Annotated in this window: 17 protein-coding genes; 12 read left to right on the top strand and 5 right to left on the bottom strand. The window is 70.5% G+C overall.

The window, feature by feature from the left end:
• Window positions 1–31: 31 nt before the first annotated feature.
• Complete coding sequence (locus A3CE_RS0119125; protein ID WP_020641718.1) at window positions 32–997, bottom strand: ABC transporter substrate-binding protein; 966 nt, start codon at window positions 995–997, stop codon at window positions 32–34.
• A gap of 186 nt (window positions 998–1,183) precedes the next feature.
• On the opposite strand from A3CE_RS0119125, the gene A3CE_RS0119120 reads away from it, so the two are divergent.
• The 6 genes from A3CE_RS0119120 (at window position 1,184) to mdlC (ending at window position 10,034) form a co-directional block, all read left to right on the top strand.
• Window positions 1,184–3,913: a sensor histidine kinase gene (locus tag A3CE_RS0119120; protein ID WP_020641717.1), complete on the top strand. Its 2,730-nt coding sequence runs from the start codon at window positions 1,184–1,186 to the stop codon at window positions 3,911–3,913.
• Between the two features lie 12 nt (window positions 3,914–3,925).
• On the top strand, window positions 3,926–4,603 hold the full coding sequence (locus A3CE_RS0119115; protein ID WP_020641716.1) for a copper homeostasis protein CutC: 678 nt from the start codon (window positions 3,926–3,928) through the stop codon (window positions 4,601–4,603).
• Window positions 4,604–5,057: 454 nt separating this feature from the next.
• Window positions 5,058–6,323, top strand: coding sequence for an NsdA family TPR-like regulatory protein (locus tag A3CE_RS51315; RefSeq protein WP_483756903.1), 1,266 nt, complete (start codon window positions 5,058–5,060; stop codon window positions 6,321–6,323).
• A gap of 167 nt (window positions 6,324–6,490) precedes the next feature.
• Window positions 6,491–8,140, top strand: a complete 1,650-nt coding sequence (locus A3CE_RS0119100) for a S53 family peptidase (protein WP_020641713.1) — start codon at window positions 6,491–6,493, stop codon at window positions 8,138–8,140.
• A gap of 163 nt (window positions 8,141–8,303) precedes the next feature.
• Window positions 8,304–8,438, top strand: coding sequence for a DUF397 domain-containing protein (locus A3CE_RS55265; protein WP_084641627.1), 135 nt, complete (start codon window positions 8,304–8,306; stop codon window positions 8,436–8,438).
• A gap of 9 nt (window positions 8,439–8,447) precedes the next feature.
• Window positions 8,448–10,034 carry a benzoylformate decarboxylase gene (gene mdlC / locus A3CE_RS0119095; RefSeq protein WP_020641712.1) on the top strand — a complete coding sequence of 529 codons (1,587 nt, stop codon included), beginning with the start codon at window positions 8,448–8,450 and terminating at the stop codon, window positions 10,032–10,034.
• 78 nt (window positions 10,035–10,112) lie between these two features.
• Here the strand turns inward: mdlC and A3CE_RS0119090 are convergent, their stop codons facing one another.
• From A3CE_RS0119090 to A3CE_RS0119075, 4 genes are read right to left on the bottom strand one after another with little or no spacing between them, the layout of a single operon-like run.
• The gene (locus tag A3CE_RS0119090) at window positions 10,113–10,973 is read right to left on the bottom strand and encodes an ABC transporter ATP-binding protein (protein ID WP_020641711.1); all 861 of its coding nucleotides are present in this window, start codon (window positions 10,971–10,973) and stop codon (window positions 10,113–10,115) included.
• Window positions 10,974–10,994: 21 nt separating this feature from the next.
• Window positions 10,995–11,828, bottom strand: a complete 834-nt coding sequence (locus A3CE_RS0119085; protein WP_020641710.1) for an ABC transporter permease — start codon at window positions 11,826–11,828, stop codon at window positions 10,995–10,997.
• Window positions 11,825–12,595 carry an ABC transporter permease gene (locus A3CE_RS0119080; protein WP_020641709.1) on the bottom strand — a complete coding sequence of 257 codons (771 nt, stop codon included), beginning with the start codon at window positions 12,593–12,595 and terminating at the stop codon, window positions 11,825–11,827. The genes A3CE_RS0119085 and A3CE_RS0119080 overlap by 4 nt, the downstream gene beginning before the upstream one ends.
• 1 nt (window position 12,596) lies before the next feature.
• On the bottom strand, window positions 12,597–13,604 hold the full coding sequence (locus tag A3CE_RS0119075; RefSeq protein ID WP_020641708.1) for an ABC transporter substrate-binding protein: 1,008 nt from the start codon (window positions 13,602–13,604) through the stop codon (window positions 12,597–12,599).
• A 711-nt stretch (window positions 13,605–14,315) separates the two neighbouring features.
• Here A3CE_RS0119075 and A3CE_RS0119070 point away from each other — a divergent pair.
• The 6 genes from A3CE_RS0119070 to A3CE_RS0119045 all read left to right on the top strand — a co-directional run bounded on the left by A3CE_RS0119070 (window position 14,316) and on the right by A3CE_RS0119045 (window position 21,214).
• Window positions 14,316–17,474 (top strand): sensor histidine kinase, encoded by a 3,159-nt coding sequence (locus A3CE_RS0119070; protein WP_026468649.1) that lies wholly within the window; start codon window positions 14,316–14,318, stop codon window positions 17,472–17,474.
• A gap of 20 nt (window positions 17,475–17,494) precedes the next feature.
• Entirely contained in the window at window positions 17,495–17,956 is a 462-nt protein-coding gene (locus A3CE_RS0119065; protein WP_020641706.1) for a roadblock/LC7 domain-containing protein, read from the top strand.
• 25 nt (window positions 17,957–17,981) lie between these two features.
• Window positions 17,982–18,764 (top strand): DUF742 domain-containing protein, encoded by a 783-nt coding sequence (locus tag A3CE_RS0119060; RefSeq protein ID WP_020641705.1) that lies wholly within the window; start codon window positions 17,982–17,984, stop codon window positions 18,762–18,764.
• Window positions 18,745–19,353, top strand: coding sequence for a GTP-binding protein (locus A3CE_RS0119055; protein WP_020641704.1), 609 nt, complete (start codon window positions 18,745–18,747; stop codon window positions 19,351–19,353). Before A3CE_RS0119060 ends, A3CE_RS0119055 begins: the two co-directional genes overlap by 20 nt.
• 403 nt (window positions 19,354–19,756) lie before the next feature.
• A complete protein-coding gene (locus A3CE_RS0119050; RefSeq protein ID WP_020641703.1) occupies window positions 19,757–20,173 on the top strand; it encodes a roadblock/LC7 domain-containing protein in 417 nt (138 codons plus the stop codon).
• A 6-nt stretch (window positions 20,174–20,179) separates the two neighbouring features.
• Window positions 20,180–21,214, top strand: a complete 1,035-nt coding sequence (locus tag A3CE_RS0119045) for a DUF742 domain-containing protein (protein WP_026468647.1) — start codon at window positions 20,180–20,182, stop codon at window positions 21,212–21,214.
• Window positions 21,215–21,269 lie beyond the last annotated feature (55 nt).

The raw sequence follows: 21,269 nt of genomic DNA, 5'->3' as shown, positions 1-21,269 counted from the left end.
AAAAGTAGACCAAGTGCAAGTTTGGCGGTAGCTAGTAACCGGTCCGGTCGGGGAGCAGCGCCTGGACGTCGAGGCGGTTGGCCAGCAGGCCGGAGTTGTGCATCAGGTCGGCGACGCGCTGGAGCCGGATGCCGTTGAGCGACGCCGGGTACGAGCCGAGCGAGATCAGCGCGGCCGTGGTCGGGTCGATGTCTGAGAACTTCGGCAGCGCGTCGCGCACGGTCGCCGGGTCCGTCGCGCTCTGCTGGGCCGCGCCCAGCGCGGTGCGGAACGCCGTGAGCGTACGGGGGTTGGCCTGCGCGAACGGCTTGGCGGACGCGTAGCCGGACAGCGGGAAGCCGAGCGTCGAACCGCGGGCGCCGTCGGCCAGAATGTGCGCGCCGAGGTCCTTCTCGGCACGGGTGATGTACGGCTCGATCATGAGCGCCGCGTCGGCGTCGCCCGCCTGCAGAGCCTGCGGCATCCGGTCGAACGGCACCGCCGTGAACTTGATCTTCGCTTCGTCGACGCCCGCCGTGCCCAGCACCGAACGCGCGACGAGCGCACCGATGTCGTCGAGCATGTTCACCGCGATCTCGGGCGCCTTCTTCCCCGTCGGCACGGTGTAGCCGGAGTCCGGCAGCGTGACCAGGGCCATCGTGTTGGGGCCGGCCGTGTAGGCCTCGCCCTGCAGCTGCAACGCCGCCCCGCCGGCCGCGGCGCGGAACATGGCGATGTCGGAGGCGAAGGTGACGTCGAGGTCGCCGGAGGCCAGCTTCGCCAGCCCGTCGTCGGCGCCGAGCTCGACGAGCCGCACGTTCAGCCCCGCGGAACCAAACTTCCCGGCCGCCACGGCGATCCGCAGCGGGGCCGTGTCGATGGCGTTGCCCACTCCGATGCGGAGGGTGGTCCGTTCCAGCGGCGGCGGGGACGCGGTGCCGCCGGAAGAGAACATGCTGCAGCCCGCGGTCGCCAGAAGCGCCGCTACCAGCGGAATCGTCCGTCCGCGTCTGATCATGACCCTTCACCTACCGCGAGAATTTGATTCTCGTGCTGGATCGTATGGTCCGGGCCCCATACGATCGCGGGCAGGGCCGTATCGTGCCAGCGCGGCTTTCGGATCTTCATGGGGCGGGCTACCGTTCAGTAGGTTCGAGTGTCGTTCGATCCGCGGGTTCCCGCCCGTGGCGGAAAAGGAAACCAGGTGACCCGTCGCGACAAGCGTCCCCGCAAGGGCGGTGACGCGGCGGGACCACGTCCGGCGGGCGGCCGGTGGCGGCTGCGCAACTGGCGCCTCGGCACGAAGCTCTTCGCCGTCCTCCTGATTCCCGCACTCGCCGTGATCGCGCTCGTCGGGCTGCGGATCAGCTCGGACCTGCGTGACGCCCAGCAGCTCGCGGAGTTCGCCACGCGCGGCCGCGTCGACAACACGGTCGCCGAAGGTCTGCACGAGCTGCAGCGCGAGCGCGACCTCACCGTCCGGTTCGTCGCCCAGAACCGGCAGGGCGACACGGCCGAGCTCGCCGCCCAGCGCAACCGCGTCGACCAGGCGATCGGCAAGTTCGAGCGGACCCTCACCGACAGCAAGCCGCGGCTCGACGCGAAGGCCGCCGAAAGCCTGCAGCAGACCGACGACCGGCTGCGTGTGCTCGGCGGCCTCCGGTACTCCGCGGAGCATTCGGCGTTCCCCGCCGACGCCGTGCTGCGCTCCTACAGCGAGCTGATCTCCGGTCTGCTCGACATCAGCGACTCCGCCGCCGCCGACGTCTCCGACCCGGAGCTCGCGCGGATGCGGCTGGCGGGCAACGCGCTCGCCCGGATCAAGGACCAGATGTCGGTCAAGCGGGCGGTGATGGCCGAGGCGCTCGCCGCGGGCACCCTCGACCGCGACCGCACGCGCGCCCTGCTCGGCGCGGAAGCCGAGCTGGCCGCCGCGCGCAGCGACTACCGCACCTTCGCGACGCCCGAGCAGCAGCGGATGTTCGACGACACGGTGATCGGCCTGGTCGTCGACATCGGCAACGACATCGTCGAGTCCGCGCTCACCCGCACCGAAAACGGCCAGAACCTCTCGGGCCTCGACCCGAACCAGTGGGACGTCTCGGCGACGCACACGGTGAACCTCGCCCACCAAGTGCAGCAGGCGCTGCTGGTCCAGTTGCAGGAACGCACGGACGCCCTGGCGGCGCAAGCCCGTACGGCCGCGCTCTGGGACGGCGGCGCGGTGCTCGGCGTCCTGCTCGTCGCCGGCGTGCTGTCGGTGGTCATCGCGCGGTCCCTGTTGCGCCCCTTGCGGATCCTGCGCCGGACGGCCCTCGAAGTGGCCGAGCACCGGCTGCCCGCCGCCGTGCAGAACCTGCTCACCGATCCCGAGCCCGCCCCCGAAAACCTGCGGAAACGGCTCGCCGTCGCGCCGGTGCCGGTGTTCACGCGCGAGGAGCTCGGTCAGGTGGCGCGCGCGTTCGACGCCGTCCACGGCGAAGCCGTCCGGCTCGCCGGCGAACAGGCGATGCTGCGCGAGAACGTCAACGCGATGTTCGTCAACCTCTCGCAGCGCAGCCAGGACCTCGTCGAGCGGCAGCTCACGGTGCTCGACCGGATGGAGGCCGACGAGCAGGACCCGGACACCCTCGCGGGGTTGTTCGAGCTCGACCACCTCGCGACCCGGATGCGGCGCAACAGCGAAAACCTGCTGGTGCTGTCCGGTCAGGACTCGGCGCGGGAGGACGCCGGCCCGGTCCCGGCCGACGAGATCATCGGCGCCGCGCTCTCGGAGGTCGAGCACTACCAGCGGATCGAGCTCGGCCCGGCCCCGCAGGTCGCGGTCCGCGGCGAGGCCGTCAACGACCTCGTGCACGTCATTTCGGAGCTGCTGGAGAACGCGACGCGCTACTCCGGCAAGGAACCGGTCACCGTGGCCAGCGCCGAAACCCACGACGGCGACTGGCAGATCGAGATCATCGACCACGGCGCCGGCATGCCGAAGGCCGAGATCGACCGCACCAACGCGCGGCTCGCGCACCCGCCGGACGTCGACGTGGAGGTGTCGCGCCGGATGGGCCTGTTCGTCGTCGCGACACTGGCCATGCGCCACCACATCGACGTCAGCCTGAGCGCGGGGGCGGACAGCGGGCTGGTCGCGACCGTGCTGGTGCCCGCGGGCCTGATCGTCGAGCTGCCGCCGATGCCCGCGCCGCCTCCGCCCGCCGAGCCGCAGCGCACTCCCGACGTGGAACCCGAGCTGCTGGCCCCGCTCGCGCCGCTCACCCCGGTGGAACCGGAACCGCCGGAGCCGGAGCCCGAGGAGCTGACGCCGCCGTCGATCGAGGCGGGCCCGCCTCGCCGGGCCCCGGTGGTGGCGCGCGAGCACGCGCCGGAATGGCCCGCCGCCGACGGCGACGTCCACCTCGACCTCGACGCGCCGACCGAGCGGATGCCCGCCTACCGCGACGTCCTGTCCCGCTGGTTCGACGCGTCCGCGGCGCCCGAACAGCCGCGGCGGCAGGCGGAGCCGCTCCCCGTCGCCGATGAGCCACGGCCGGGCGTGGCCCAGCCGCGGCACGCGCTCGCCACGCCGCCACCCCCGCCGCCGCCTCCACCACCCCCGCCGTTGCGGTCGCCCGATCCGGTGGTGACCGAGCCGAACCCGGACGACGAAGACACCGAGCCGCAGCTCGCGCCCGTCGCGCCGCCCGCCGCGGTCGAACCCGACTACCAGTGGCCGAGCCCGGCCGAACTGGAGCAGGAGGACGGCGCCGAGGACACCTGGCCGTTCCTGCAGACCGTCGATTCGGCGGCGAGCCCGGGAGCGGTGCCAGCGCAGCGGCCGATACTCTCTCTTTCCCCGGAAGCGGTGCGCGAGCGGATGACGAGCCTTCAAGGCGGCTTCCGGCGAGGGCGGCACGCGAGGGGAGACGACACCCGGAACCAGTGAAACGGATGAGGCATGAGCTCGAAGACGCCCCTGCTGGAAGTGATCGCGCTGGACGCGGCGGATGCCGAAGGCGCGCAGGCGGGCGGGGCGGACCGCCTCGAACTGGTCGCGGACATGGCGCAGGACGGCCTGACGCCGTCGGTGGAAACCCTGCGTGACGTGCTGTCGGCGACCGACCTCCCGGTCCGGGTCATGTTGCGGGACAACGGTTCCTTCGCCATCGGCGACCTCGAAGGGCTGCGCGCGGACACCGCCCGGCTGGTCGACGCGGGCGCGCGCGAATTCGTCTTCGGGTTCCTCACCGTCGACAGCGAGATCGACCTCGACGCCTGCGAGGCGCTGATCAAGGAGATCGACGGCCTCCCCTGGACGTTCCACCGCGCCATCGACCGCACGCGCGATCCGCTGCGCGCGTACGACCGGCTGGCCTCCCTCGGGTGCGACACCGTGCTCGCCGCCGGCCACCCGAGCGGCGTCGCCAGCGGGCTTTCGGTGCTGCAGCGGCTCGCGCAGCGCGAGAGCGGGCCGGACCTGCTCGTGGGCGGCGGGCTGCGCGCCCAGCAGGTGCACCTCTTGCGCGCGGGCGGGGTGCGCGGGTTCCATGTCGGGAGTGCGGTGCGGCCCGGCGGCTGGCAGGCGGCCGTCGACGCCGAAACGGTGCGCACCTGGGTGGACCTCGTCAAGTCTTGAGCGACTGCGGAAGCCGTATGCGAGACGAGGTTGCCGCCGAAATTCGCAGCCGGTTGGCGAACATTACGCTATTCGCCAACCGGCTATACCAGTATTCGTTTTCTGAATCGTTCCGATGAAATTGCAGCCGCCTTGTGCTGATGCCGGGGCGTCTTCGCCTGTGCGGTCGCACGTGCAGTGCGGTGGTTGGGCTGCTTGGGGGCTGATGGTCCGGCAGGTGCTGGCTATCGTAGAAGTGAAGCCGTGAAACAGTGACGACTGGCGGCTGGGCGAGCCGGTGTGCGATGAACGGGTCGCTGTTCACTCGAATGGTGTCAAGAATTGTTCGACTAGGGCGGAGGCAGCGCTGTGGGCGCGCGTATTCGGTTCGCGGTCAATTCGATGAGAAGCCATCGGGAAACCAGAACTCCGGCCATCCGGTGGATTTCTGACACATGGGGGCGCCTGATTCCTCGTGGGTATCGGCCGAGTTCGTCCGGAACGAGCCGGAAGGTCGAATCGTGACTGCAATGGTACCGCGTCAACGCCGGACCGAAACGTCCGAAGACGAGTTCGCGAAACTGGGGCTCGGTGGGTCGCTCGCCCTGACCGGCGTGCTGGCCGCCGTCAAGATCGCGGAAACCGCCACCGGTGTGGTGTTGACCGCCGCCGGGGTCCTCCCCGGTGCCAGCGCCTCGAAGGAGCGGGCTCCGGCCTGGCCCGGCGGGGAATGAGCGGAGCTGCCCGATCGGCAGCTCTCTACGGACGGAGGGCTGCCATGACCGGCAGTGGAGGGCGGGACGAACCGCGCGGCACACGCGTGGGTCTCGCCGATGCGCGGCGGCTGGAGGACGTCGTCGCCGAACTCAGGGCCTTGGACTACCGCTACGGCGGCGGGGCCTGCCGGGTGGCCGTCGAGTCGCGGCTGGCCGCCGCCGTGGCGCTGCTGGACGGCGTGACGAAGACCGTCGTGCTAGCGCGGCTCTTCACCGCTGTCGCCGACCTGTACAACCTGGCCGGCTGGACGAACTTCGACCAGGATCGCCCGGGCGCCGCGCTGGACGCGTTCGCGCGGGCGCTGGAACTGGCCATCGAAGCCGGGAACGACGACCTCCAGGCCAACATCCGGTACCGCGTCGGGCGGCTGCACCTGCACTACGGCGCGATCGACGCGGCGCTGGCGGAGTTCGCGCGGGGCCGGGAGGTGGCGCTGCTGGCCCATTCCCCGCTCGCGCAGGCGATCCTGTCGGCCAACCAGGCGTGGGCGCACGCCAAGAAGGCCGACGTCACCGCTGCGCTGACCTACTTGCACCGCGCTCGTGCGGAATTCGCGGAGGCCGAGTGGCGGGAGCCGTCGCCGTGGGCCGCGTTCTTCGGGGCGGCCGACATGGCGGCGATGATCGGGACGGTGCACGGGGAACTGGCGCAGATGGCCGACATCCGGCACGGCCGCGACGGTATTCCGGCCCTCATCGAGGCGATCAGGGAGTATCCGCGGGGGATGGCCCGCAGCCGCTCGCTGACCTTGATCTGGCTGGCCACCGTGCACGCGCTGGACGGTGACCTCGACGTCGCCGCGACTGTCGGCGAGGAGGCGGTCGAGCTGGCGGGTGCCCTGCGATCACCGCGGGTGAAGCAGCGGCTGCACTCGCTGTCGGCGGCCGCCCGGCGGTTCTCCGGCAATTCGGCCGCGCGCGAGATCGTCGAACGGATCGAAATGGTCGGACATTCCGGACAATAATGGTTGCGTTATGGCGAGGTAAACCACTCGGAAAATGAAAATGGGATCCGCCGGAAGCCCAGACAAAAGTAGGTTCTCGGCGTGATCATGGGTTCTTATGCTTCTCGGCAACCTGCGGCGAGCATTCCACGCAGGCCCGGTCCCCACCGCCGAGAGGAAATCCCCCCATGCGCTTGCGCAAGCTCGTCGCGGCCGCTGTGCCGCTGCCTGCGTTGCTCGGCCTCGCCGTGGCCGTCCCGGCCGCCGCCGCGCCGGAACCCCTGGTCACGCTGGCCGACAACGCCGCGCCGCTGGTCAACAGCGAGCGCACCGGCGACGTCGCGACCGACCGGCCGATCACCGCCGCGCTCTCGCTGAAACTGCACAACCAGCAGGCTTTGGAAAAGTTCCTCGCCGACGTGCAGAATCCCGCTTCGCCGCAATATCACCACTTCCTGACGCCGGCGCAGTTCAATGCCCGGTTCGGCCCGACCCAGGCCGATGTCGACAAGGCCGTCTCATTCCTCGGGAAATCGGGTGCCACCGGGATCGAGGTTTCCGGCAACCGGCAGGCCATCACGTTCACCGGCTCGGCAGCGCAGCTCGAATCGGCGTTCCGCACCCGGATCGGGACCTACCACGACCGGGTTTCCGGGCGTGACTTCTTCGCCAACGACGCCGCGCCCGCCGTGCCCGCGGGCGTCTCGGACGTCGTGGGCAACGTCGTCGGCCTCGACGACCACGCGGTGCGGACGCACTCGGCGAAGCCGCTCGCCCAGCCCAACGTCGTCAAGTCCGCGACGCCGCCGGTGCTCAAAACCGCTTACGGCACCAGCGCTCTCTCCGCGACCGGCAGTGGCGTCAACGTCGGCTTCGTCGAGTTCGACGGGTACCAGAAGTCGAACATCACCAAGTACGACAGCACCTACGGGCTCTCGGCGGGCTCGGTGACGACGGTGGGGGTCAGCGGCGCGAACTACGACTCGTCGCCGGGCGACGGCCAGGTCGAGGTCGAGCTCGACATCGAGGTCGTGCACGCGGTGGCCGCCGCGGCGAACGACTACGTCTACGAGGCACCGAACTCGGGCGCCGGCGAACTGGCGATGTACCAGAAGATCGCGTCGGACGCGACGGTCGACGTCGTCTCGATCTCTTGGGGCGCTTGCGAAGCCTCGGAGGGTTCGAGCGCGGCGAAGAGCGTCAGCAGCGCGGTCGCGACCGGCACCGCGGAGGGCATCTCGTACTTCGCCGCCGCGGGCGACGACGGCACGACCGACTGCTACCGCCAGACGGGTTCGACGGCGCGCGGAGTGGACTTCCCGGCGTCGAGCCCGAACATCACCGGTGTCGGCGGCACGAAGCTGAACGTGACGTCGTCCAACGGCTACAGCAGCGAGTCGACCTGGAACGACGGCAACAACGGCGGCTCGACCGGCGGCGGCATTTCGACGGTCTTCACGGCACCTTCGTGGCAGTCCTCGCAGAGCACGACCTACCGCAAGGTGCCGGACGTCGCGGCGGACGCCTCGCCGACGTCGGGTTACTACATCTATTCGGCGGGCAGCTGGGAAACGGTCGGCGGCACGTCGGGCGCGACCCCGCTGTGGGCGGCGTTCGCGGCGCTGCAGAACCAGGTCCACGGCGGCGCGCTGGGCAACCTGAACCCGAAGTTCTACTCGATCGGCAACGGGTCCTCGTACGGCACGGGCTTCCACGACGTGACGACGGGCAACAACACCCTCCACGGCACGACCGGGTTCACCGCCGGGACGGGGTACGACCAGGTGACGGGCTGGGGTTCGTTCAAGGCGAGCGGGCTGTCGGGCCTGATCGGCTGAGTGTGTCCGGCTGAGTGTCAGACGGGGCTGTAGCGGATTGGCTACAGCCCCGTCGGCCGTTGTGGTCGGTGGTCGGTCAGCACTCGATGGTCAGTCTTGCTCTTTCTCCGCGCGTGACAGTCTGGCTCTGCTTCGCGAGGTCCATCCTGGACCGGGGCGGATCATGCCTTTCGGAGCAAGTACGGCAGTCGAGCTGAGCCGTGTGTCGCGGATTCGCGACACCAAGGACCGCGCCGGGGGCACGCTCGCCGTTTCTGCGGCCGCTTGGCGGGCTTTACTTCGCAAAACTAAGCGTTAACCTGTCCGCATGATCAAGCGCACGGTGCTGGACGCCACCCGGGAGCTGCTCCGCGAACTCGGTCTCACCACGGTGTTCGGCAACCCCGGCACCACCGAGGTGCCGTTCCTCACCGACTGGCCCGACGACTTCGACTACGTCCTGGGCCTGCAGGAATCCACCGTCGTCGCGATGGCCGATGCCTATGCGCAGGCCACCCGGCAGGCCGTGCTGGTCAACCTGCATTCCGCGGGCGGGGTGGGGCACAGCCTCGGCAGCCTCTTCACCGCCTACCGCAACCGGTCGCCGCTGATCATCGTCGCCGGGCAGCAGGTCCGGTCGCTTCTGCCGCACGAACCGTTCCTCGGTGCGATGGATGCCCCCGAGTTCCCCAAGCCGTACGTCAAGTGGTCGATCGAGCCCGCGACCGCCGAGGACGTCCCGGCCGCGCTGGCGCGGGCCTACCACGTCGCGACGCAGGCGCCGTCCGGTCCGGTTTTCGTTTCCGTTCCGGCCGACGACTGGACCGTTCCCACCGAACGGCCCGTCATCTCGCGGCCCCGCATCCGCGGCTTCGCGCCGGATCCCGAGGCCATCGACGAGCTCAACGCCGCGCTGGAAGGCGCGCAGCGGCCGGCGATCGTCGTCGGGGGAGCCGTCGATCAGGACAGTGCCGTCCCGGAAACCGTCGCGCTCGCCGAACGCCTCAACGCCGGTGTGTGGGTCGCGCCGATGTCCTACCGCTGCTCGTTCCCCGAGAACCACCCGCTGTTCCAAGGGTTCCTGGAGCCCGAACGCGGCGCCGTCGCCGACGCGCTCGGAAAGCACGACCTCGTTCTCGTGCTCGGCGCGCCCGCCTTCACCTACCACGTCGACCGTGGACGCGGGGACGCTCCGCTGCCGCCGCTGTTCATCCTCAGCGACGACGAACAGATCCTCGCCCGGGCCTTCGAAGGCACCGGCATCCGCGCGACGCCGAAGCTGGGCATCCGCGCGCTGCTCAACGTCGTCGAGCGGAGCACGCGGCCCGCGCCGGCGCCGCGGCCGCGGCCCGCCAAGCCCAGCGGTGAGACGCTCACCGGCGAATTCCTCTACGCCACGCTCGCGGACCTGTTGCCGGACAACGCCTTGGTCGTCGAGGAGGCGCCCAGCCACCGCGGGAGCCTGCACGAGCACCTGCCGATCACCACCACCGGCTCCGGGTTCCTGACGATGGCCAGCGGCACGCTCGGCTACGGCATCCCGGGCGCGGTCGGCGCGGCGCTCGCCCGGCCGGACCGCAAGGTCGTCGCCGTGGTCGGCGACGGCTCGAGCATGTACGGCATCCAGGGTCTCTGGACGGCGGCGCGCAAGCAGCTGCCGGTGACGTTCGTGATCTTCGACAACTCGGAGTACGCGGCGGTCCGCCTCCTCGGTGACACGATCGGCGGCGTGAAGCTGCCGGGCACCGAACTGGGCGGCATCGACTTCGTCGCGCTGGCGGGCAGCATGGGCTGCCAGGGCGTGACGATCACCGAGCCGTCCGGCCTGGCGGCCGGCCTCGCCGCGGCACTCGCCGACCCGCGCCCGACGCTGGTGCACGTCCGGGTCGCGCCGACCCACGCGTTGTCGTACTGAACGAAACGGCTCAGCCGTGCCGGGCCCACCGCCCCGATCCGACAGGCCACCCGGATTTCTTTCCGAGGGCCCGCCGGGTCAGCTCCGGGTCCTGCTCTCCGTCACGTCCGAGGCGTGCTCCGCCAGCTCCCATTCCGCGGCGTCGGACGCGGCCTCGGCCGCCTCGACCGGGCTGCCGCCGTGCAGCAGCCGGGCGACTTCGCCGCGCAGCGTCACGAACTCCGCCGACTCGCGCGTGGTGATCTGGTCGCGCTCGGCGGGCAGTCCGACGGGCAGGTCCGCGACGATCGACGCCGGCGACTTCGACAGCACCAGCACCCGGTCGGACAGGTAGACGCTCTCGTCGATGTCGTGCGTGACAACCAGGATCGTGCTGCCCTGCTCACGCTGCACGCGCCGGGTGAGGTCTTCGAGCTCGAACCGCGTCTGGGCGTCGACCGACGCGAACGGCTCGTCCATGAGCAGCAGCGCCGGGCGGCTGGCCAGCGCGCGGGCGATCGACACCCGCTGCTGCATGCCGCCCGACAGCTGCCACGGGTACTTCCCGCCGACGCCGGAAAGCCCGACCTGCTCCAGCGCCTCGGCCGCCCGCTTCCGCCGCTCCGCCTTCGAAATCGATCGCCACCGCAACGGGAACTCGACGTTCTTCTGCACCGAAAGCCACGGGAACAGCGAACGGCTGTAGTCCTGGAACACGACGGCGAGGTCGTCCGGCACGCCCGAGACGCGGTCGCCGTGCAGGCTCACCGTGCCCTCGGTCGGCGGGGTCAGCCCGGCGACGCACCGCAGCAGCGTCGACTTCCCGCAGCCCGACGGCCCGACGATGCTGGCCAGCTGCCCGGCCTCGACGGTGAACGACAGGTTGTTCACCGCGGTGTGGGCCTTCGCGCCGCTGCCGTAGGTGTGGCTGAGGCCGGAAACTTCGAGCATGGTCGACATAGGAGAGGCCTTTCGCGGGCGTCAGTCGCGGCCGAGGCGGGTCGGCTGCCAGGCCAGGACCCGCCGCTCCGCGGCCAGGAAGATCATGTTGAAGACGTAACCGAGGATGCCCAGCAGCACCAGCCACGACCACATGGTGGGGAACTCGAAGTTCTGCTGGGCGTCCATCAGCGACCGGCCGATGCCGTGGTAGGCGCCGACCAGCTCGGAGATCACCATCAGCAGCAGCGAGATGGACAGGCTCACCCGCAGCCCGGCGAAGATCTTGGGCGCCGCCGCCGGCAGCACCACCATGCCGAGCCAGTACCCGCGGGGCGTGCGGAACGACCGGGCCGTCTCCACCTTGACCTGGTCGACCGAGCGGGCGCCGTCGACGGAGTTGAGCAGCACCGGCCACACCGCGCCGAAGATGATCGACCCGATCTGCATGCCCGAGCTCAGTCCGAACAGGACCCCGAACACCGGGATCAGCGTGGGCGGCGGGATCGAGCGGAAGAACGCGAACAGCGGGCCGACGTAGTCCAGCGCCCGCGCGGACCGGCCGATCAGCACGCCGAGCACGATGCCGGCGACAGCGGCCAGTGCCCAGCCGCCGAGCATCCGGCCGAGGCTGGGGACCACGTTGACGAACACCGTGTCGGTGAGGAACAGCTGCGACGCGGGCCCGGTGAACCACAGCTTGGCGGCGGCGACCGCGATCTCCGTCGGCGGGGGGAAGAACTTGCTGCCGCCGGCCCGGGCGGCGAACTCCCAGACGACCACGAGGATCGCGAACAAGAGCCAGTTGCGCAGGACCGTCGCGGCACCGCGCGCGGCGCGCCTGCCGACCCGGCCCGAAAGAGTCGCTGCCGTCACGCGATCGCCTCCCGGTCGACCGAGCTCCACCGGAACAGCCGCTTGCCGACCTGTTCGAGCCCTTCGTTGATCACGTATCCCAGTGCTCCCGCCACGAGCGTACTGGCGAAGACCAGGTCGAACCGGGTCGAGCCGGTGCTGACGAGCAGGATGTAGCTGCCGAGCCCGACTTCCGAGCCGGCCAGGAACTCGGTGCTGACGACGGCGATCAGCGCGATCGTCGCGGACAGCCGGATGCCGGTGAAGACGAACGGCGCGGTCTGGGGCAGCGCGACCGACGACAGGATGCGGAACCGGCTGGTGCCGCACGCACGCGCGGTCTCCATGAGCACCGGGTCGATCTCGTTCATCCCGTAGATCGTGTTGAACATGATCGGCCAGAGCGAGGCGTACACCGCGAGGCTGATCTTCGCTTCGGGCCCGGAGCCGATCACCAGCAGCACCAGCGGGACGAGCGCGGCGACCGGGATCGGGCGGAGGAACTCGACGATCGCGGCGGTGGTGGTACGCAGCACCGGGATGCTGCCCAGCAGCAGCCCGGCGGGCACCGCGATGGCGATGGCGATGGCGATCGCGATCAGCCAGGCGAGCATGGTCGCGACGATGTCGCGGACGAACTGCGCGTCACCCAGCAGGTTCACGAGGCTGACCAGGACGACGCTCGGCGGCGGGACGAACGTCTTACTGACCAGGCCGACCTGGTCGGCGACCTCCCAGAACAGGAGGAAGCCGACCAGGCCGGCCAGGCCGCGGAGCAGTTTTGTCACTTTAGTTGGTCGCCTGCGGGGCGATCATCGGCGCGGCGTCGACCTTGCTGGTGATGACGGCCATCTGCAGCAGCAGGTCCGGGACGCGCTGGAGGCGCCGGGCGTCCAGGACGGAGCCGTAACCGGGCAGGGTCAGCAGCTTGGCGGTGTCTTCGTCGATCTTCGCGTACTTGACCAGCAGCGGCTCGACCTTCGAGCGGTCGGCGAGCGCTTCGCTGGTGGCCTTCTTCATCGCGCGCTGGAAGGCGGCGAGCGTCTTCGGGTTGGCCTGCACCCACTTCGTCATCGCGCCGTAGCCGGTCAGGGGGAAGTCCTGGGTGGCGCCGGTGTTGACGTCGATGACCGGGGTGGCCCCGACGACCTTCGCCGCCTGGGACAGCTGCGGCTCCGGCATGTAGGCCGCGTCCACCTGGTTGTCCTTCAACGCCGCCGCCATGTTCGGCAGCTGGACCGGGACCCAGGTGACCTTGCTGTAGTCGACGTTGTGGTCCTTCATGACCGACTTGGTGAGGATGTCCGACGCGGTGTTCAGCGCGGTGATCGCGATCCGCCGGCCCGCCAGGTCGTTGACCGTCTTCACCGGCGAAGTGGGCACCGTGACGATCGCGTTGCTCTTGGCGTTGACCGACGTGCCGTCGGCGACCAGCTGGATGTCCGCCGTGCCCTTGCTCTTGGCGACGAAGAACGGCGTGTAGGTCGAGAGGGCGATGTCGGCCTCGCCGGCGATCGCCTTCCCCATCGAGTCCTGGCCGCTCTTGGCGATGACCTGCTCGACCTCGAGCCCCTCGGCCTTGAAGTAGCCGTTGTCCTTGGCCAGCCAGAACGGCGCGAGGTCCGTGGTCGGCATGATGGAGACCTTGATCTTCGTCTTCTCCAGGCCGCCTCCGCTCGACGAGGCGCTCGAGCTGTCCGAGCCGAGCGCGCTGCAGCCGCTGACGGCTGTGACGGCTGCGACGGTGAGGGCGAGCCCGAGCGCGGCGCGGCGAGTGCGAACCCGGCCACTGCTCATGGCGTTTCCAAGCAAGGCCTGCTCCTTGAAGAAAGTGAGGGTTGGCGAACCGATTCCAACGGAAGTGCGTGACTCATTCGCGAGGCACGCGGGCCACTGTAGAGAACGTGACAGCTTGCTCACAATGGGTGGAATCACTACCTGATGGGGTGGCGCACGTCACTCTTTCGGCCTCTGGTCTAGACCCACTGCTCCACTCGTCGTAGCAGTTCACCCAGCGTAGGGCCCACATTCCGAATCCGAGACCACCAGCTGTGCGCCGACTGAGCGAACGCTGTGCAACATTCAGCGCGTCCTGTCGGGAGGGTTACATCTTCCCCGGCCGTTCGCTACCCTCTGCACCTGCGGGGAGGTATCAACCTCCGATGTAGTGAGAGAGAGTGCCTGGATGGCCGATCAAGTCGATCCCCGGTTTACCAGGGCACGCTGTGCTTTTCCTGAGCGACTCTTCCCCGCGGAGGCCACTGCCTGGCCGGGCTCAGCCGCCTTGCCGGTGGGCTAGGCCGAACAACAGACCGATGCGAGACCAGCGCAGGGACCCGACCGTGATGCTCGAGCTGAACCGATTCCGTCCCGTGGGACGGGGTTCAGAAACACCCGTCGAAGACGATCTTTTAACCCGTACGGGTAGCGTCTTGCGCTGGACTCCCTCCGATCGGCCGGGGTGCCGGACCGCCGGGAGCGTGCAGACGAGTGGCTGAGGAGAACGCGATGCGCCCTGGCGGGCGCTGGACCGATCAGAGTTTCACGAGCTCGAACGATGATGGTGGTGCGGCGGTGCCGAACGAAGACGCCGCAGGGGTAGGAGGGGCCCCTGCGCAGTCGCCCGGAGTGGATCCGGGCCGGAAGACCGGGCTGTTCTCCGGCATGCGCGACTGGCGGCTGCGGACCAAGCTGGCCGCGGTCCTGATCATCCCGACGCTGACCGCGGCGGTGCTGGGTGCTCTGCGCGTCGTCGACGACGCCCAGCAGGCGGCCGAGTTCCAGCGCACCGCCGACCAGGTCGCGTTCGCGGTCAAGGTCACCACAGTGGTGCACGAGCTGCAGAACGAACGCTCGCTGGCCGTCGCGCGGATCTCCTCGAGCAACGGCCTGCTGCAGACCGGGCTCGACGCGCAGATCTCCAAGGTCGACCGCGAGGTCGCCGACCTGCGCGGCGCGGCGAGCACCCTCGGCTACGACGACCAGGCGACCAAGGACCGCTACACCCGCGGTCTCCAGCGCCTCGACGCCCTGCGCCCGCTGCGGGCGGCGTTCAACACCCAGAACAGCCTGCCCGACATCACGGTGCTGACCGCCTATTCGGGCGTCCTCGACTCGCTCATCGAGCTCGGCCGCGAGGTCACCACCGCGGTCACCGACCGCGACGTGCTGCGCCTCGGCACGAGCACGCAGGCGATCAGCGAGGCCAAGGAGTTCACCACCCGCTCCGACACCGAGCTGCAGATCGCCGCCTACCGCGGCAACTTCCCCGGCGACCTGCTGGACCAGACGCGCGCGTCGGCGTCCAGTGCGGACGCCTCCGTCGCGTCCTTCCTTGCGAACGCCGACGACGACCAGCGCCAGCTCTACAACGACACCTACTCCGGCCCGGAGGTCGACGACCGCCGCCGGATCCAGACCGCGGCGTTCGCCAACGCCCAGCTGGGCACCGCGCCGGTCATCGACACCACCGCGCTCGGCAAGGACAGCACGGTGTCGGCCGACAAGCTGCACGCGGTCGAGTCGAACCTGCTCGCCCAGCTCAAGACCCGCGCGGACGAACTCGCCACGAACGCGGTCAACTCGGCCTGGATCGGCGGTGCCGTCGTGCTCGCCGCGCTGGCCGCCGCGATCGCGCTGATGCTCGTCGTCGCCCGCCTGATGCTGCGCCCGCTGCGGATCCTGCGGAAGAGCGCGCTGGACGTCGCCTACACCCGGCTGCCGGAGACCGTGCAGGCCATCCTCGACGACCCGGACCCGGTCGGCGCCTCGAAGAAGGCCGTCCAGCCGGTGCCCGTCACCTCCCGCGACGAGATCGGCGAGGTCGCGCGGTCGTTCGACATCGTCCACGAACAGGCCGTCAAGATGGCCGCCGAGCAGGCCCTCCTGCGCGAGAACGTCAACGGCATCTTCGTGAACCTCTCCCGCCGGTCGCAGCGGCTGGTGGAACGCCAGCTCGGCGTCATCGACCGGCTCGAGGCCGACGAGCAGGACCCGGACCACTTGGCCAGCCTGTTCGAGCTCGACCACCTCGCGACGCGGCTGCGGCGCAACGGTGAGTCCCTGCTGGTGCTTTCCGGCGCCGGCCTGGCCAAGTCCGTGCCCAAGCCGGTGCCCGCCGCCGACGTCATCGGCGCCGCGGTGTCCGAGATCGAGCAGTACGCCCGGATCGAGGTCGGCATCGTGCCCGACGTCGCGGTCCAGGGCCTCGCGATCCACGACCTCGTGCACGTCCTCGCCGAGCTGCTCGACAACGCGACCTACTTCTCCGAGCCGGAGACGAAGGTCATCGTCCGCGCGGTGGTGACCCGCCGGAAGGCGCTGGCCATCCAGGTCACCGACCACGGTGTCGGCATGAGCGAGGACCGCTTGGCCGAGGTCAACGCGCGCCTGGCCGACCCGCCGGACCTGGACGTGTCGGTGACCCGCCGGATGGGTCTGTACGTGGTCTCGCGGCTGGCCAAGCGCCACGGCATCGAGGTCCGGCTGCGCGAGAACGAGGACATCGAGGGTGGCGTGATCGCCCGCGTCGTCGTCCCGGCCGAGCTGCTGACCCACCTCCGTCCGGGCATGCAGCGGCAGACCCCGCTGCCGGCGAACCGGTCCGAGACGTCGATGTCGATGCCGAGCATCCCGATCCCGGCCGCGCGCACGGACTTCGACCAGACGCAGACGTTCGCGCAGACCCCGCCGTCGGCGCCACCGCCGCCCCCGGCTCCGCCGTCGTACGAGCCGGTGCCGAACCAGGGCGGGCTGGTCCCGCTCGACCAGCCGATCAGCCTGGACGACCTGGTCAGCGGCGGCCGCGCGGCGGGCCCGTTCCTGTCGCCGGAGCTGCCGAAGCCGGAGACGCCCGCCTGGCCGACCGCCGAGGACCTGGCGCCGCTGGCGCCGTCGCCGAACGGCGAAGGTGCCAGCTCGCGGGCGAACGACACGCAGTTCGCGCCGCTGGTGCTGCCCAAGCGCGAGCCGAAGTTCGTCCCGCCCGAGGAACCGCCTCCGGCACCGCCGCCCCCGGCGGAGGTAGGCTCGGCGGCCCTCGAAGACGATGTACCCACCCGGCGGCTGCCCATCTACCAGTCGGTGCTGTCACGCTGGTTCAGTGAGGGCGACGACTCGGCTGCCGACCCCGTGCCGCCGCAGAGCTCGGGTGAAGACCCGAACCTGCCGCCGCTCACCGGCTCCGCAGAGCCGGCCGCGCCCGTCGTGTCCGCGCCGGCCGCGCCGGCGCCCGCGCCTGCTCCGGACGAGCTGCAGCCGACCGCGGCGACCCGGCACCCGCTCCTCCCCGCCGACGACGGCTGGCACAGCGCCTCCGACGACGGCTGGCAGGCGGCGCAGTCGCTGCTGGAGTCCAAGAACGAGGAGATCACCACGGCCGGGCTGCCCAAGCGCATCCCGAACGCCTACCTGGTGCCGGGGTCGATCAACAGTCCGAGCTCGACGTCCGAGTCACCGGCCCAGAACAGCTTCGCGGACGCAGGAGCCGGTATGCCCGGAACGGGTGCGATCACCCGCTCGGCGTCCGCGGCGCGGAGCCGGATGGCAAGCTTCCAACGGGGCTACACCTCGGGACGGCACGCCTTGAAGGAACTCCCGGCCGAAGAACAGCTGGAAGGCAGCAGGGTTCCGGGGCGTGGCAACACCACAGACAGCAGTGAGGAGTGAAAGTGACACGGGCGGGTGCAATGCAGCCGGGTGGCTCCGCGCAGCCGAACGGCCAAGCGCATGCCAAGGCGAACAATTCCGGCAGCTTCGCTTGGCTGATCACGGATTTCGTGCACCGGGTGCCCGGCGCGGCCCACGCGGTCGTGGTGTCGGCCGACGGCCTGCTCCTGGCGGCCTCGAGGGGCTTGCCGAAGGACCGGGCGGACCAGCTGGCCGCGGTGGCGTCGGGGCTGACCAGCCTCGCGCGCGGCGCGGCCAAGGTGTTCGAGGGTGGCACGGTGGCGCAGACCGTGGTCGAAATGGCCAACGGCTTCCTCTTCCTCATGTCGGTATCCGACGGTTCCTGCCTGGCGGTCCTGGGATCGCCGGAGAGTGACATCGGCCTGGTCGTCTACGAGATGACCCTGCTGGTGGAGCGGGTCGGGCAGCAGCTGACCCCGGAGATGCGGGCGCAACTGCAGGGTTCGGCTGTCCGCCGCTGAGGACGTGGGAACCGAGGAGAGAGCCGTGGACGACGGGCGCGTGAGGGGTGATGGCCGGCTCGGTGACGACTTCTCCGGTGGGTGGTCCGATCACCAGGACGACGGCCGGGAGGACTGGCAGTCGTTCCGGGACCGCGTCGACCGTGAGTGGCGAGCACGACGGGTGCAGGCCACCGACAGCGACCCCGTACGGGAACCACCGAACTGGCTGACCGACAGCAACGCCGGGCAGGAACCGCTCCGGCCGATCCAGGCCGGCGGCACCGAGTACCGTGACCGCCTGCTGGGCGGGCCGGGCTCGGAGCTGTTCGGCGGCTCGAGCGGGCCGCTGTACGACGCGCACGAGTTCGCCGCGTACAGCACCGAGCGCGACTTTTCGTCGGGTCCGGACTCCGGTGAGTTCGCGGCGGCCTTGCCGCAGCAGGCCCACCAGGAGTACGTGGACGCGCCGCCGCCGACCGAGATGGAGACGTCCGGCCTGGTCCGGCCGTACTTCCGGACCCGTGGGCGGACGAAGGCGACCCTCGACCTGGCGATCGAAGCGCTGATCTCGACCAGCGAACAGGGCCGGATGCTCGACCGGGTCCGGGTGCCCGAGCACCGGTCGATCTGCGACCTGTGCCTCGACACCAGGTCGGTGGCCGAGGTGGCGGCGCTGCTGCGCCTGCCGCTCGGCGTGGTGCGGGTGTTGATTGGTGACGTGGCGGGTCTCGGGCTGGTGCTGGTGCACTCCAGCAGCACGACCGTGGGCGACCGGCCGAGTATCGAGTTCATGGAAAGGGTGCTCAGTGGGCTTCGGAGAATTTGACTCCGACGCGAACGCGCCGCAGGTGACGGGTCCGACCTCGTCGGCCAAGATCGTGGTCGCCGGCGGGTTCGGTTCGGGGAAGACAACCATGGTCGGGGCGATCTCCGAGATCGACCCGTTGACCACCGAGGCCATGATGACCGAGGCGAGCGTCGGGCACGACGACACCTCGGCCACGCCCAACAAGACCACCACCACCGTGGCGATGGACTTCGGGCGCATCTCGCTGGACTCGGACCTGGTGCTGTACGTGTTCGGTACCCCGGGTCAGCACCGGTTCTGGTTCATGTGGGACGACCTCGCGGTCGGCGCCATCGGCGCGGTCGTGCTGGTGGACACGCGGCGGCTCGCCGACGCGTTCCCCTCGATCGACTTCTTCGAGAACCGGAAGCTGCCCTACGTCGTGGCCATCAACTGCTTCGACCGGCTGCTGCACCACCAGATCGAGGACGTCCGGCACGCGCTCACCATCGCGCCGTCGGTCCCGATCATGGCGTGCGACGCGCGTGAGCGCGAATCCGCCAAGCAGGTGCTGATCTCGGTCGTCCAGCACGCGATCGCGCACGATACGGCCCTGCGCGCGGGCTGAGGGTATGTCCGCCCGGACCGGATGCGGCCGTTGGAGTGAACTCCGCGTGCTTCACCCACTTCGGGGAGTGCTGCCGCCGTCCGGAGGAGGAGGCTGCCGCCCCGGTTCGGTAACGTCGAAGGCGGCGCCGCCGACCCGGACCGCCGGCACCTCCGCTGACCTGCGTGGAAACCCCGCCGGCCCGCGGCGGTGCCGACGCCGGGGAGTGACCTCCGGACGGGGGGAACGGCCTGGCCCGGCGCGGAACGGGCCGCGGTGCACACGTAGGGTGCGCAGCGGCCGCGCGGTGGCGGACTCGACACCACCGGCGGTGCGCATACGCTTTACCGTGGCGTCGCCGACCGGCAGTGCCGGACGCTCCGGGGTGCGGCGCGCGGCGCCGCACGAGCAAGGAGGAGCAGGAGTGACGGCTTCCGGCCAGGGCACATTCGGCTGGCTCATCACGGACTTCGTGCGCCGGGTACCCGGCGCCGCGCACGCCGTTCTGGTGTCCGCGGACGGACTGCTCCTGGCGCCGTCGGAAGGGCTGCCCCAGGAACGCGCCGAACAGCTGTCCGCGGTGGCGTCCGGCCTGATCAGCCTGACCGCCGGGGCCGCGCGCTGCTTCGAAGCGGGCGGGGTCAACCAGACCGTGGTGGAGATGGAGCGCGGCTACATGTTCCTGATGTCCGTTTCGGACGGCTCGTCGCTGGCTGTGCTGGCCGCGCCGACGTGCGACATCGGCACGGTCGCCTACGAGATGACCCTGCTCGTCGAGCGGGTGGGGCAGCAACTGACGCCCGAGCTGCGCGCGCAGCTGCAGGGTGGCGTGCGTGGGTAGGGCGAGATGAGGATTTCGGGATTCGACGATCCGGACTCCAGCGGCTGGGACGCACTGCACCGCGGCACCGAGCGCGAGGGTTTCGATTCGCCCAGCAAGTTCGACATGTCGACACTGTCGATGATCATGCCCAAGCGCAAGCCGTCGCGGCCGAAGCCGGATGCGCAGGGCTACACCGACGAGGACACCCGCGAGTGGGGCTCGTCGGACTCGGACGACGACGGTTACGACCCCGTCGAGCCGGAGTGGCAGGACGAGGAGAGGTACGAGCCGGAGCCGCCGCCGCTGGAGCCGGCGTGGACCCCGCCGCGAGGTGCCCGCCAGCCGGCGCCGCCGCGGCCCATTGCGCCCCGGCCGCTCGCGCCGCGTCCGCCCGCACCCGGTCCGCCCGCGCCCCGGCCACCGGCGCCCAGGCCGCCACTGTCGGGACCAGCGCCGTCGGGACCGTATCCCGCGGCGCCGCCACTGTCGGGACCAGCACTGTCGGGACCCGCACCGTCGGGACCGTACCCGGCGCCGCCGCTGTCCGGACCGTACCCGGCGCTGTCGCCGCCGTCCGGGCCCCAGCCGCAGGCACCTCCGTGGGGTCAGCCGCCCGGTTGGACGCCGCCACCGGACCCGGGGACGCGCTGGATCCCCCACCCGGAACCGTGGGAGGAACCGGCCTGGAACGAACCGGCCCGGGTGGCGCCCGTCGCTTCGCCGGGTTCGCGGGTCCGCCCGTACACCCGCACGGGCGGGCGCACGCGGTCCGACCACAACCTGGCGCTGGAGGCCCTGGTCTCGACGTCCGACGACGGCCGCCGCTACCGCGGGGTCCGCTCGGTCGAACACCGCCGGATCTGCGACCTGTGCCTGGACACGCGTTCGGTCGCCGAGATCGCCGCGCACCTGCGGCTGCCCCTCGGCGTGGTGAAGGTGCTGGTCGGCGACATGGCCGACATCGGGCTGGTCCTGATTCACCAGACCGAGCTGATCCTCGGGGACCGCTCGTCCCGCGAGTTCATGGAACGCGTCCTGGCCGGCCTGCGCGCCCTCTAGCCAAGTCCGTGAATGGCACATTGAGGGACTCAGAGTCCCTCAATGTGCCATTCAC

Origin of the sequence: Amycolatopsis balhimycina FH 1894 (assembly GCF_000384295.1) — a bacterium.
Classification (GTDB): domain Bacteria; phylum Actinomycetota; class Actinomycetes; order Mycobacteriales; family Pseudonocardiaceae; genus Amycolatopsis; species Amycolatopsis balhimycina.
Note: the sequence above shows the minus strand (reverse complement) of the source record. Positions and strands in the feature narration are given on the sequence as shown.

What these genes read in the sequence shown, in the direction of transcription:
- A3CE_RS0119070 (WP_026468649.1), top strand. Translation starts at nt 14,316, where the DNA reads ATGCGCCCTGGCGGGCGCTGGACCGATCAGAGTTTCACGAGCTCGAAC.
- A3CE_RS55265 (WP_084641627.1), top strand. Translation starts at nt 8,304, where the DNA reads ATGCCTTTCGGAGCAAGTACGGCAGTCGAGCTGAGCCGTGTGTCGCGG.
- A3CE_RS0119125 (WP_020641718.1), bottom strand. Translation starts at nt 997, where the DNA reads ATGATCAGACGCGGACGGACGATTCCGCTGGTAGCGGCGCTTCTGGCG.
- A3CE_RS0119115 (WP_020641716.1), top strand. Translation starts at nt 3,926, where the DNA reads ATGAGCTCGAAGACGCCCCTGCTGGAAGTGATCGCGCTGGACGCGGCG.
- A3CE_RS0119090 (WP_020641711.1), bottom strand. Translation starts at nt 10,973, where the DNA reads ATGTCGACCATGCTCGAAGTTTCCGGCCTCAGCCACACCTACGGCAGC.
- A3CE_RS0119045 (WP_026468647.1), top strand. Translation starts at nt 20,180, where the DNA reads ATGAGGATTTCGGGATTCGACGATCCGGACTCCAGCGGCTGGGACGCA.
- A3CE_RS0119100 (WP_020641713.1), top strand. Translation starts at nt 6,491, where the DNA reads ATGCGCTTGCGCAAGCTCGTCGCGGCCGCTGTGCCGCTGCCTGCGTTG.
- A3CE_RS0119075 (WP_020641708.1), bottom strand. Translation starts at nt 13,604, where the DNA reads ATGAGCAGTGGCCGGGTTCGCACTCGCCGCGCCGCGCTCGGGCTCGCC.
- A3CE_RS0119065 (WP_020641706.1), top strand. Translation starts at nt 17,495, where the DNA reads ATGCAGCCGGGTGGCTCCGCGCAGCCGAACGGCCAAGCGCATGCCAAG.
- mdlC (WP_020641712.1), top strand. Translation starts at nt 8,448, where the DNA reads ATGATCAAGCGCACGGTGCTGGACGCCACCCGGGAGCTGCTCCGCGAA.